This window comes from Leisingera sp. ANG-M7, from assembly GCF_000813965.1.
GTDB lineage: Bacteria > Pseudomonadota > Alphaproteobacteria > Rhodobacterales > Rhodobacteraceae > Leisingera.
Genome location: NZ_JWLI01000013.1, coordinates 43101 through 55392, shown reverse-complemented (window position 1 = coordinate 55392; position 12292 = coordinate 43101). Strand labels below are relative to the sequence as shown.

General features: G+C 52.9%; 11 protein-coding genes and 1 pseudogene. 5 read left to right on the top strand and 7 right to left on the bottom strand.

Annotation, left to right across the window (positions count from 1 at the left end):
- Positions 1–100: 100 nt before the first annotated feature.
- Together RA26_RS22470 and RA26_RS22735 are read left to right on the top strand one after the other, a co-directional pair.
- Positions 101–1032, top strand: a pseudogene (locus RA26_RS22470) (IS5 family transposase).
- Between the two features lie 184 nt (positions 1033–1216).
- Positions 1217–2995 carry a hypothetical protein gene (locus RA26_RS22735; protein ID WP_152612643.1) on the top strand — a complete coding sequence of 593 codons (1779 nt, stop codon included), beginning with the start codon at positions 1217–1219 and terminating at the stop codon, positions 2993–2995.
- Positions 2996–3179: 184 nt separating this feature from the next.
- On the opposite strand, the gene RA26_RS15755 is transcribed toward RA26_RS22735, so the two are convergent.
- From RA26_RS15755 to RA26_RS15745, 3 genes are all read right to left on the bottom strand, one after another.
- On the bottom strand, positions 3180–3845 hold the full coding sequence (locus RA26_RS15755; protein ID WP_039185153.1) for an acyl-homoserine-lactone synthase: 666 nt from the start codon (positions 3843–3845) through the stop codon (positions 3180–3182).
- A gap of 61 nt (positions 3846–3906) precedes the next feature.
- The gene (locus tag RA26_RS15750) at positions 3907–4524 is read right to left on the bottom strand and encodes a helix-turn-helix transcriptional regulator (RefSeq protein ID WP_039185150.1); all 618 of its coding nucleotides are present in this window, start codon (positions 4522–4524) and stop codon (positions 3907–3909) included.
- Positions 4525–4739: 215 nt separating this feature from the next.
- Positions 4740–5060, bottom strand: a complete 321-nt coding sequence (locus tag RA26_RS15745; RefSeq protein ID WP_039185147.1) for a helix-turn-helix domain-containing protein — start codon at positions 5058–5060, stop codon at positions 4740–4742.
- A gap of 228 nt (positions 5061–5288) precedes the next feature.
- Here RA26_RS15745 and RA26_RS22730 point away from each other — a divergent pair, with 228 nt between their 5' ends.
- The 3 genes from RA26_RS22730 to RA26_RS15735 all read left to right on the top strand — a co-directional run bounded on the left by RA26_RS22730 (position 5289) and on the right by RA26_RS15735 (position 9810).
- Positions 5289–5615 carry a hypothetical protein gene (locus RA26_RS22730; RefSeq protein WP_152612642.1) on the top strand — a complete coding sequence of 109 codons (327 nt, stop codon included), beginning with the start codon at positions 5289–5291 and terminating at the stop codon, positions 5613–5615.
- Between the two features lie 153 nt (positions 5616–5768).
- Positions 5769–6134, top strand: a complete 366-nt coding sequence (locus RA26_RS15740; RefSeq protein WP_039185144.1) for a hypothetical protein — start codon at positions 5769–5771, stop codon at positions 6132–6134.
- 973 nt (positions 6135–7107) lie between these two features.
- Positions 7108–9810 (top strand): DNA polymerase, encoded by a 2703-nt coding sequence (locus tag RA26_RS15735; protein WP_241482664.1) that lies wholly within the window; start codon positions 7108–7110, stop codon positions 9808–9810.
- Positions 9811–9955: 145 nt separating this feature from the next.
- Here the strand turns inward: RA26_RS15735 and RA26_RS15730 are convergent, their stop codons facing one another.
- The 4 genes from RA26_RS15730 to RA26_RS15715 are packed head-to-tail and all read right to left on the bottom strand — an operon-like array spanning position 9956 to position 11567.
- Positions 9956–10372 (bottom strand): hypothetical protein, encoded by a 417-nt coding sequence (locus RA26_RS15730; protein ID WP_152612641.1) that lies wholly within the window; start codon positions 10370–10372, stop codon positions 9956–9958.
- Between the two features lie 35 nt (positions 10373–10407).
- Complete coding sequence (locus tag RA26_RS15725) at positions 10408–10698, bottom strand: hypothetical protein (RefSeq protein ID WP_039185136.1); 291 nt, start codon at positions 10696–10698, stop codon at positions 10408–10410.
- A 12-nt stretch (positions 10699–10710) separates the two neighbouring features.
- Positions 10711–11193, bottom strand: a complete 483-nt coding sequence (locus RA26_RS15720) for a hypothetical protein (RefSeq protein ID WP_039185133.1) — start codon at positions 11191–11193, stop codon at positions 10711–10713.
- A 26-nt stretch (positions 11194–11219) separates the two neighbouring features.
- Positions 11220–11567: a hypothetical protein gene (locus tag RA26_RS15715; protein WP_152612640.1), complete on the bottom strand. Its 348-nt coding sequence runs from the start codon at positions 11565–11567 to the stop codon at positions 11220–11222.
- Positions 11568–12292 lie beyond the last annotated feature (725 nt).

The window sequence follows — 12292 nt, the reverse complement described above, 5'->3', positions numbered from 1 at the left end:
CATTGCATCCCTGGGAAGCGGGGGTGAGTTTGGATGGCGTTGTTGCAGAACTTGACCAATGAGGATTCACCTTGAGAATCCGGTGGGTTAAGAGGCTCGCATGAGCAAGCCCGGACCCGCCCGCTACCGCACGACGAACTGGAAGCCTACAACGACGCGCTGAAGCAGCGCGGCTCGCTGCTGATCTGGCTGGACAAGGACATGGTGTGGCTGGCACCCAGGGCCGGTCGCAACGGTCGCCCTGCTGTTTTCTCGGATGCGGCGATCCAGTTTTTGTTTGATGGTGAAAGTGCTGTTCGGCCTGCCGCTGAAGCAAACGACCGGGATGGTGGGCAGCATCCTGACGATGGCCGGGCTGGACTGGCCGGTGCCCGACTTTTCCACTCTGAGCCGCCTCCAGAAATCCATCACCGTCCAGATATCGGGCCGTCGCGCGGCAGGCCCGCTGAACCTGTTGGTAGACAGTACCGGGATCAAGTTCCTCGGCGATGGCGAGTGGCTGGCCCGCAAGCACGGAACCCATCGCAGGCGCCAATACCGAAAAGTTCATCTGGCGATGGACACCGGCACCGGCGACATCCGGGCGGTGGAGTTCACCTCCAGCGACAAGGCGACAGTCCGGTCCTGCCCGAACTGCTGAGCCAGGTACCGCCAGGGGAACAGATCCGCACCGTGACCGGTGATGGCGCCTACGACACGCGCCGCTGCCATACGGCCATCCTGGATCGAGGCGCCGCCGCCGTCATCCCCATTCGCAAGAACGGGCGCCTTTGGAAAGAAGACTGTCCGGCCGCGACGGCTCGCAACGAGATCCTGCGCGCCACCCGGCACCTCGGGCGAGCCATCTGGAAGCGATGGAACGGCTATCATGCCCGAAGTCGGATCGAGGCAAAGATGCGATGTCTGAAATCCTTCGGCGAACGCATCGCCTCACGAGACCCCGACCGCCAGACCGCCGAAATCCACATCCGTATCGCTCTCATGAACCGCTTCAACGAACTCGGCATGGCCGAGATCGAACGCGTGGCCTGAACTCAATGGGAAAGGGAAAACTCGCTCAGTTGCTGGGTTCTGCAACAATGCCAGTTTGGATCCAAAAGAAAATTCTTCACATATTTTTCTGGAAAGAGAAAAGAGTTGCTCTAGTTGCGGAACCAGCCTTCCAATGCCCTCTGGGCTGAGCAAGCTTCGGGAATGAGTGGTGCCTAGGTGTTAAATGGAGGAAGTTATGTTTGTAAAGGAATCAATGATTACTGCCGCATTTTTGTTCTACACTTGCTTTTCTCCTTCCTCTGCATGGTCCCAAAACCATTGCGGTAACGAGCTTATTTCGTTGCCGATGGCCTGGTGCGTGATCGAGGGCACAAGAGCTGCCACTTCGCCGAACATCGCTGGTGCTACTAACACCAATGACCTCCTTTGGAACCGCCACGAAAGGCCGTCAGATAGGATCCTGATCCCTCAAGCATTAATAACACTTCGATCTGGCATTCTTGGCGGAGGCTTGAGTTTCCCAGTGATACCTGATCCGGACACGACAGTTGGAAAGACTGGAGACCTTCAACGAGATGATGGCGGTATTGAGTTTAACGCAATGGTCGATAGTTGCAGAGCAGCCTACCAGAGCCTAGGCCTTGGCAACGTTGGCCTTGTGGCGGTAAATGCAAATCATTTTGTTGATCCAGCAGGGAAGAGAACAAATACAACCGGTTTAGGTGGGTGTCCAATTTATGTAACAGGCCCATTGCAAGGCCAGTGTTCTTCTCCCTACCGTGGGCGTGTCGTAGTTGCCGACAATAGCTATTTGCATCCGTCATCGCCGAATCGCTGTCTTGATGGTGGAACTCCTCCCAATTGTAAGACGTGGCTGGCTGATCCAGATGGTCAAACACTTGCTCATGAAGTTGGACACGCACTTACACTGGGGCATGAATCGGATGCTGCAAATTTGATGTTTCCAAATGCTCAAGATCAAAATGTAGACGGACTGTCTGATAACCACGTTGTTGTCTCAGCACAGAAGAATATTATGCGGCTAAATGCATGTAATGTTGTCGGGGCGGCAACCGTTGGTCAGCAAACTGAAGTTATTGATGTTGCATCCTTCGAAATCTTCGATCTTCAAGGAGAGTTCCCGTCTTTACGACCAGATCAGGACATTAAAGGGGTAGACGTATTCATATCGGCGCATGACCCACATGCGGGCGGTCCAGCGCAGATAATCCGCGTGAACCTGCTTGGTAATGTCGGTGATATGCCTGGACCTACAATATTTTGGGTTTTGATTGATGCAGACTCTGATGCATCAAGTGGTGGCGGGGATGTGGAGCTAGCTAAAATAGGTTCACCTCCGACTGTATTAGAAGGCGTAGACTTCGCGGCGGTTGTTGCTCTAGAAAGCGACTACAGGCTTGGTGCTAGGCGGCAGTATGTATTTGATGGCTTTGCCTTTGCAGCGCGCGACCCCGAAGACCTGCTTGAGTTATTCCAAGTTGTTGTAACGAGGGTTTCCGAGGCGACCTCCCCTGAGATTGATAGCTCTGGGAACGTTGCGGCGCAAAACCTGCCAGTTCGAGAACCGAGGCTTGTATCGTCCTCAATTGATTTCGTTGTGCCGCGGTCTGTTATGCCTACTTTCCCAGGTAACGAGCAAAGAATCCAAGTCTTCTCCTTCGACCCAAAGAGGGGCGTTGTCGATAGGCTTGAAGTGTCCTCGGTGTCTCCGGTTGTTCCTGACTGGCCGACTTGTTCGGTAGAAGCCGGCTGGCACAATCCAGGTGAACAAGTATCAGTAAGCTATCAAGGTCTTGTTCCCGACAAGCCAGTCCATATTCTATTTGGCCCTGATGAGGTGGCTAAAGGTGTCGCGGATGGATCAGGAGCTGGAGAAACGCTAGTAACCATTCCTGAAAATGCGCGCAGTGGGACAAGATTAGTTACGATTGGAACTGATGGAACAGCCTATACTGCAGATTGTTTTATAAGGATCGAGTGACGATCCTCTTCCGAGCAGCCTGCACTGGCTGCTCAACATGTCATCAATGTGATTAAAGGAAGTTCCGGTTCAGCTGGAACGCTTCTACCTGAAGAACATGGCCCCGACGAAAGAGTTGATCGAAAACCTACAGACTCGTGGGGGTGACTAAGGGAGCAAGAGCTCCCTAAGCCGTTGACTGTTTCTACGCCGCCCCCTGAAGCTGATGCCGCGAAACAGGCATCGAATCAGGGGAAATGTAGAGCGATACCAATTCCAGGTTCACCGAGGGATTGCAGGCCATCAAGAAAGGCCGGTACTCACGCCCGTCATCACCACAAATGTAGCGAGCCGTCTCCTTCCGGACCTTATATCCGAACCTCTTTAGCAGTAGTCCCAGACCTCTAGGCGACAGCGACATCAATTCGGAGGCCCCAAAGTTGTAAGCCGCCAAGCAAAGCCCAGCGACGACAAGTTTGGTTTCTATGGACGGCTGCGTTGTATCTGCCTGAGTTTCATCCATCACAAAGCGAGTGCATTCCCAAGTTCGATTTGTTTCCGGATACACGCTGAGAAGATCTCCAGGAATGCCTTCGATCTTCCCATCTCTTGCGTCTTTCAGCATGTAGCTCCAATAGCCATCGCTATCACCACACGACGCGACGCGGGCACCGGCTATCACCTGTCTCTTTCTTGTGACAAGGGAATAAATGGCCCCCGGCCGGTCGTATTGATCTCGCTCAAAAGACCCATCGTGATGCAGCTTCCAGCCGAGCTCATCCACTAGCTTTTGCTTTCGTAAGGCGAGAAAACCTTGGTACTCGTCATTAAAGGCGGATCGGTGATCGAATGAAAAGACATGTAACTGCATGGCGCCCTCCTAGTTGCAGCGCCATGTTCAAACAGCATTAACCGTTTGGAATCTTGTTCTGTCAGATAAGCCCGAATTTTATCACTTGTGATATGAGCTGCGCGCTTGTTTTCGCTTCAAACGCATGCTGTGCTGTTCTTCTTCTTGCCCGGACTGTTTCCAGCTTAACGCCCAAGCGGTCCGCAATTTCCTGATCCTTGCACCCGCTGCACATCAACCGGAGGACCTCCCTTACCGGCTCTGTCAGCGTAACTGGGTTTGACGGTTCGTACTCCAGAGCATGAAGTGCGTGTAGGGCTGCACGGGCGATCCGCAGATCCCCGCTGCTCCATTCCGGCCCAGAACAGCTCAAAACAGAGACCCTCCCGTCAGCACTAATCGCCAACGTATTTCCGTGGTGCAGCCCATAGTTCACAGCATCTTCAAAGAATGTTTTGGAAGAAGGAAAAAGACGTTCTAGCTCCCTCCAGGTTACTTGGCCTGTGCTGCTCAACCCGAACTGAATTGTCGGGTCAACAAGCAGGTAACCTTGATCGACATATCGATCTATCCAGCGCTGGCTGTAGGTACTGTGAACAAAGACAGGCTCAATCCCATTGAACCCAATGCCGATTGAGTAGCCGCATTCTGACAACTGATCCAACGACCGTAAAAGAACGCCTCGAATATCACTTCTCATATTGTGAACCACACGCATAGTATGCAGATTGACTCAACCATACCGCATGAGGCGAGTATCACAAATGATAATTCTTTCGCGGAGCTGGAGAAATGCAGAAAGACAAAGTCACGGCAGCTACGCTGGAAGCGCTCATACACTCAGTTGTAGTCGCCAATCGAGCAAAACCAAACTTAGGGGATCATCTATTCAAAAAAATCACTGAGAGGATAGAGTTAGCTCGAGCGTGCACTGTTGATAAGCCGACTAACTAGCTTTGCATCGTCTTCGGTCAGGTCTACAGCCCTGCTTAGAACGCTCCGATCAACTGAGTGCGGCTCGTCTGTGAAAAGAAATGCCATGTCAATGTTAGCAACTTCACAGATTCTCATAATCCGGATGACCGTGGGATTAAAACGCCCGTTCAACACCTTACTGACGTATTCCACGTTGTTACCAGCAGCTTCCGAAACCTCCCCGTAGTCTAGCCTTCGAATGTCCAGCGCCTCGCGTAGACGTTGCCTCCAAAGCTCAAGCTTCCCATCATCCCCGGCCAAGTTCGCACCTCACTCCGCTTTATATGTCTATATCTTGGAATTAAAAGTATATCTCACCCAGCTTAGCGTGCACGAAGATAGAAGTATAGAGCTATAACCCAGAAGGAAAAGATTGCTTCTTAGACTTTTAATTCTATCTGATTGTCGTTCAACGCTAGGCCGCGGCATGTGGAGAGCGTTCTCGGCATCCTGTCTGCTACCAATGCTGAAGTCCGGAGTGTTCTCAAAATGAATGCTAAAATTTTCAAATCTCAAAAAAAACAACAGGAAGATTTAGCAGAGCTGGTTTCAGCTGCTAAGGATTATGCACAAGCTTGCGTAACATTTGAGGCTGCTTCCAACCGTCAAGAGAGGGAGCAAAGCTTGAAGCGCGATTCGGCAACACAGCTAGTTGATGAGCTTGATGCCGCTGCTGATGCCGTTGGCAAGGCACAAGCAAGGGTTGCAATCCTTGTTCAGGCGCTTGTTGCCGATGGCTCATTGCAAGTGCTTGGAAAGCTCTTGGCTTCACAGCATCATTTTGCTCGAAATGTGCCGGGCGACAGTAGTAGGTAGATAGTGTTTATTCAGGCTTTGCCTCGTTCAACCTATCCCCTACTTGGGTGCGACACACAGTATGCAACCGTTGAACATTCTCCATTCTGGAAAAGCCCGTTGTCCTCACCACATGACCTGCAGGACGCCTTTGGGGTAGCAAAGGAGACCCCAATGGCACTTGAGAAACAGTTCAAACTTGAAGCCGCCGAGAAGCCGAAGGCAAGCCAGCCGTCGAGCCAGCGCCGTCAGAAATTTATTGCCGCCATCGACAAGCAGCTGGCAGGCATGCCGGATGGTGATGCCGCCACGATCAAAAGCACTTGGGTGTGGAAATCGGATCAGGGCGATTGGTTCATCTCACCCCGTTACGGGAAGGCACCGCTTGAGCTGGCCCCAGGCCTGAACGCTATCAAATGCACCGGTGCCAAGGACGCGGCCGAGAACCTTCAGAAACTGAAGACCCTCGCCAGCGAAGGCAAGCTGGATGATGTGCTGGAAGGGGCCGCCTCGGCCATCCGCAGCCGCTTCGGCAAATGAGACGGCAGGCGGGCTGCAGAACCAGTTTGGCCAAAGGCCGAACTCTAAACTCAGCCCGCCCGGCCCAACCAGCCAGCAAATCCTATGGCACATGCGAAGCACTTCACGAAGTGAAGCCATAGCCAATCTTTGGCCAATCGCTTGATCACTTCGTGATCAAGAACTGCGTTTGTATCTGTTTGGTATTCTTGGATTTTGGACATACTTCTCCTATCCGTTAAGGAGAAGCCTGTGAGACCCGAAGGCCTGACAAACCATCCACACACGATTGCTTTCCAAAGCGCGGCTGGCGGTTATCCGGTCTCAGCCTACGTGCTGCTCAAACAGCGGACCGATGTGCTAGCTTTACGTGGACGGCAATTCGGCTAGCTCGGCGACGGCACTCCCCCGTCTCGTGATGACAATTGTTTGCTCTGGCTCTCTGATGGGGGCTTTCACCTTTCCCCCGCTTTCGCTGTCCCCTGACCCTACTATTCGATGACGTCCTGTCTGCTGACCTACTGGATTCGGTTCGGCACCATCCGGCGGAGATTACCTTCTGATCGCATGACGCTTCGGGCTGTCTATGTGTTTGTCTGTATCGCGTTCCTGATACGAGAGAGCTGCGAGCTGTGTTCAATATGGCTGTGTGTGCGGTGTGTGTCTGTGTGTGGGGTTATTTATACGTCGGGGACTGTGGGTTCCCTGAATTTCAGGGCGATTTGGTGAAAAAGGGAGAATGTCCCCCGAACACCGGGGAACGGGGCAGATTATCCCACGACCTCAGCGGCATGCGTTGGCTGTCATCACGGCTGGCAAAAATAGTAAAAGTTCCGTACGGGTGTAGTGGAACAACATTTACCATTTTGCCATGGCGGCACGTTCACCTCACTGCCTCACCTAGATCCAGGGTCCCATGCAAGCCGTAGTCAATTTTCGACCTGATCAGTTTTATCCCAAGAACAGGAAAAGCTCGAAGCACATTCGCTATCTCGTGATCGGCTTCGACACCGAGTACCAGAGGGAGACGGTTACCAACGCCGACGGACAGGTCGAGCTGCGGAACCAGGTGCTTTCCTATCAGTACAGCTGCCGAGTCATCACGCCGGATAACGCTGACAACGAGCCGCACTGGTCCGGCATTGTGCTGCCCAAGGGACGCGGTGATGACAAAAGGCTGACAGTGACGGAATTTGTGGAACATGCCCTCACCGCTGGGTTCCGGGCATTGCCGAACCTGAAGGTGCCCGTTGATGTCTATCTGGTGGCGCATTTCACACGCGCTGACGTGCCGGGTTTCAGTGATTTCAAGGACGAAGCATCCCGCAAGGCCATGAACCTCGAAAACGTCCGCAACCTGTTCATGAACGTCAGCGAGGACATCGACGTGAAACTGAAGCGGGTCGGTGGCAGCAGACCTATCCGGCTGAAGGTGAAAATCCGGGACACAATTGCCCTGGCTCCGACAGGGGCAAAGAGCCTTGCCCAGCTCGGGGACATTCTGGGCTTCGAAAAGCTGAAGCTGTCCGACGATCCCGACAAGGAGCTGTATTACAAGCAGCACATGGCCGAGTTCATGGAGGCGAATTGGCGGCTGTTCAGGGAATATGCCATCCGCGATGCAGAGATTTGCGCCCAGTACACATCCAGGATCATCCGACTGTACTGCGATAAGACCGGCAAGTTCAAATTGCCGGTTACCCTGACGTCCATCGGGGTCGACCTCATCCGGAACTACTGGGAGGGGCAAGGCCTCGATCCGCTGGCGGTCGTGGCAAAGGAAGAGGTGGAGGAAACCTACTGGAGCAAGAAGCTCAACCGGTCCAAAACACGGAAGAAAATTGTCTCCACGCAAAAATTGCACTGGAACGAGGACTTTTTCACCGAGTGCTATCATGGCGGGCGCAATGAGCAGTTCTGGTTCGGCCCGGCCCCGGAGGGCGTCTGGTATGACTATGATCTGGCTAGCGCCTACCCATCGGCAATGGCGCTGATCGGTGCTCCGCACTGGGATACGATCAGGGCCATCGGCAGCACGGACGAACTTCTGACCCGCTTTGCGCCTGACGATCTGGCCTTTGCCAACGTAGACTTCGAGTTCCCGGAGGACGTCCGGTATCCTGTTCTGCCAGTGCGGACAGAAAACGGCCTGCTGTTTCCCCGTAAAGGCAACAGCACGACCCACATCAGCGAAATCCTGTTGGCCAAGCAGCTTGGTTGCAAGATCAGCCTGGTTGAGGGGCGGCAGATCGACTGTGACAGGATCATCAGCCGGACAGAAGAATATGCCCCAGCGAAACGGCCGTTCATCGGTTTTGCCAGCAACTGCATCAACGAGCGGCTGAAGCATCCCAAGAAATCCCTGGATAACTTGTTCTGGAAGGAGCTGGTGAATTCGACCTATGGCAAGACCGCACAGGGCCTGCGGGAGCGCCGCATATACGATCTGCGGGATGCCGAGACGAAACCCTTGGAGCCAAGCAAGATCACCAACCCGGTCTTTGCTGCATTCATCACCGCCTTTTGCAGGGGCGTCCTGGGGGAAATCATGAATGCCCTGCCGCCGGAGGTGCAGATCTTCAGCGTCACTACCGACGGCTTTCTGACAACGGCCACAGACAAGCAAATGCGGGCGGCAGCATTCGGGCCTCTTGGGCGCAGGTATTTGGATGCACGCCGTATGCTTGCTGGGGAATGGGGCATCTACGAGATCAAGCACATCATCCGTCAGCCCGTGGGGTGGCGGACGAGAGGGCAAGCAACATTGCAGCCTTCGGTTCCCTCCGATTGGGACGAGACCGGCATGGTACCCAAAGAGGACGAACGTGTGGTGCTAGCCAAGGGCGGCATCAAGCTCGACGGCCTCTTGTCCAAGTCGGAGCAGAACGCTGAAATCACCCGCCTGTTCTTCGAGCGCAAGCCCACGGACAAGCTGCTGGTCACCATGGGTGCTGGAATTCGCGAGATGTATGAACAGGGTATGGATTTCGTTGACAAGACGATGGATCGGCGGTTGTCCATGGAGTTCGATTGGAAGCGGCGGCCTGCCCAGGCGGGTGAGGTGTCGGCGTCATACGGCAGCGATAAAACCTGCAAGCATCTGGCGTTCTCGACCGGTCCCTGGGGTTCAGTGGAGCAGTTCAACACGGTCCGCGCGATCTGGTCCCAGTACAACAAGGAAGCTCCGCATTGCTTGAAGACCTTACAGGACTACCAAGCATTCGCCGCCTACTTCGAAGGTAAGCTGGCCGCACAAGGGGATGCCGGAAGGTACTTGGCCAAGGCGGACGGCCCGCTGAAGCGGCTCCGCCGGGACTTGGCGATTGCCCACAAGCTGCGGAAGGCTGGCACGCATGAGCTGAAGCCAAAGGCCTTCGGGCGGGAGCATCTGGCCAAGGTTTCGAAGCTGAAGGTGAAGGAGCTTGCCGAGTTCCTTGCGGACGAGCTGGGTGTGCCGTGTACAAAGACCGACCTGGACAATGCCCGCAAGAAGACTGTGTTTACGCCGCATCAGGTGCCACGTACCACCGAGACGGTTTCGGTGCTTGAGGCTGTGCGGCGGGAGCTGTTTCCGCTGCTGGAGATTGGTCAGTTCCTGACGCCGGAGGCCGCGTTCAGTCTGGCTGCGGCGGATGCTGATATGACGCGGCATCCGCGTGATCCTATGAAGGATTGGGTCGCATCATTCGGTGAGTAGCCTCGATACTTTTGACGCCTCTATACCTTTACTGCTCAGCAGTGTGGCGACTTCTGGATAGCCACTCTGGCTCTTTTTCATTTCTCAAACGTAGGGCCGCCGAATGGCAGCCCTCGTGGTTGTTCACAATCAAACCTCGACCCCCTCACACATCTTCCTTTGGGGGACGCTTAAAAAGTAAGCCGTTGTCAGAATTCTCTTTCACGAAGACACGCTCTCCGAGTCCAAAAAGAACGTCGTCAAGGTGGTCTTGATAACTGTCCACCCCATCTGCGATCGTATCGCCGTGACTATCCGCTGGGTAATATGCCCAGTAGAAGCACGTCCCTTCCTTCAACTGAGATTTCTTCTCCTTGATGAGTCTTTTCACATCAGCAGCGGACACACCCCTGATCAGGGCGAAGTGGATGCTCTTCCCTCCCATTCTTCCAATACCCTCAAACATGACCTTCTTTGACGGGTCTTTGCCGTTCTCTCGCATCCACTTGAGGGCCAGACGATTTTCAGAACGGGAGCCGCTTACCTTCGAGGGGGTGAACTTGATGACTTCAATGTCGTTCAATACAGTACTCTCTTGTTGTTTTTTGTTGTTTTGGTTCAGTTGTGTGACTGGGCGATTAGCTCGCAGATATTTGCGTCTACGTACTTCTGGACCTTCTCGTGCAACTCGTCGTCGTAAAGGCTAGAAAAGGCTGCTTGCCCAGTCTCTGGGTTGAAGTAGACGTGAAAACACGGCTGGTTTTTGGGAAAACCGAATTCAACCACTTCCAACGGGAGTGTCGTGTTGATCACGTGGATGCTGACAAACTCTCCTGTCTTCAACTTCGCTGCGAAGTGGTGAACCCTTTCACCTGAAGGATGGATACGTTTGTGGGGAAAGCCTTTCATATTCTTTTCCTCTTAGTTTCTGAAAGTCATGCCTTCTGAAATCAGACGACAAACTTCCCCTCCTTTCAGCTTGTGAGCGACTGCAATCGGGTCAACCTTCAACCAATCTTTGATACAGGTGCGATACATCTTCTCCACCTCAACGTCGAAGACCTTGCAACATTCAGAGAAGTCGCCCTTTCCATCGTAATTGAACATGTAAAGTGCCATGATCCGCTCTACTGCTTGGTAAAACGGTGTTGACGGTCCCAAATAACCCTTTTTGTCGAGGTTGTGAGCCATGCCGAAATCATTATATGACTCCAGAGACACAAGCGATTCAGCTCCAAGTACGTGTTTTTCGGTACGCTTTTTTTCATATTTCTTGGCATGTTTTACCATCAAGTCGAGATACCACTTGGCGGGTTTGATCAAGTCCGCTCGCTTGACGAACTTCTTGAACGCCTTGCGGTTGGACTTTGAAATCGAACAATCGTAGATGTAAACTTCGTTCATGTTGCTATCCTTTTGTATTGTGTTGTTCAGTGGGGTTTGGTGAGGCAGTCCAAATGTTGGTTCAGCCCGTCTCCAAACTTTTCCAACTTCACACAGTTTTCGACGTCTCCTGTCTTGTGAAGGAGATGGAACATGGCGACCCTGCACCAGTACCAAGCGTCGAATTGCTCTCTTGGAGTTGCAAAACGACCTTTGTGGCAGAACGCATTGATGTTGTCCCACGATTTTGAGAAATGCATTGGCTCGTTGCCGTCACACTTTTTAGATTCCTCCAAGAACCAGTCCGGTTTCACGTTCAGGTCGGCCATCCTGGCGATGGAATCGACATATTCCCGTAGAGTCATTAGGTATTTTGATGTGAGAATGCTGGTCAAAGTTCAGTACCCCTCCTGTAAGTCACAGGTGTAGAATGCCCTCGAAAGGGCTTGTTTCGTGGTTTGTTTTTGAGAATGGCGCTAGAGGGCGTTGACCCTCATCGCGTCACATCATCGCTTTGATCATATGATTCCACAGCAGTCAACCTCAAAAGGAGAACTGATAACAGAAAAGCAAAGCTATAATATGAAACCATCGTGTATCACTTTAGAGAATTATGTAAGTGTATACTAGATCAGAGGCGGTAATATTCGTAGTGCTGATGACCATGAACACGAATCGCGCAGTCAGCAGGAAGACCTTCCTTTTGGCGGCGTTCGTGTTCTCGTATGAACTGTGAGTAGCCGTTCTGGTTCTGATTTGTTGTGCTTGGTTTAAAGGAGTGAGCGCACTATGCCCCCCCTTAGATGACATCGCGATTGACCCCGTTGTAACTAGTGTTGAAAAGAGTGTAGATCTTCTGACTGCCTTTGAAGGGCACTTGTGCCTTCTGAATGAACAAGCAGTCGTCACCTTTGTTTGTGAAAGTAATCCGGAACTTGTCAGCAGCTTCGATCTTCTCGGCGCTAATGCAAAATCGGGAGCCACAAGTGCTGGAGTTCGAGCAGCGGCCGTTGATACCTTAGTACTGCATGGACTGACCGAGGTATTGTCACGTTACATCACTCTGAACCGCCCTTTTGTCTACTAGGCTGCGGACGTGTCTAGTATCGGCTTAGGTAAC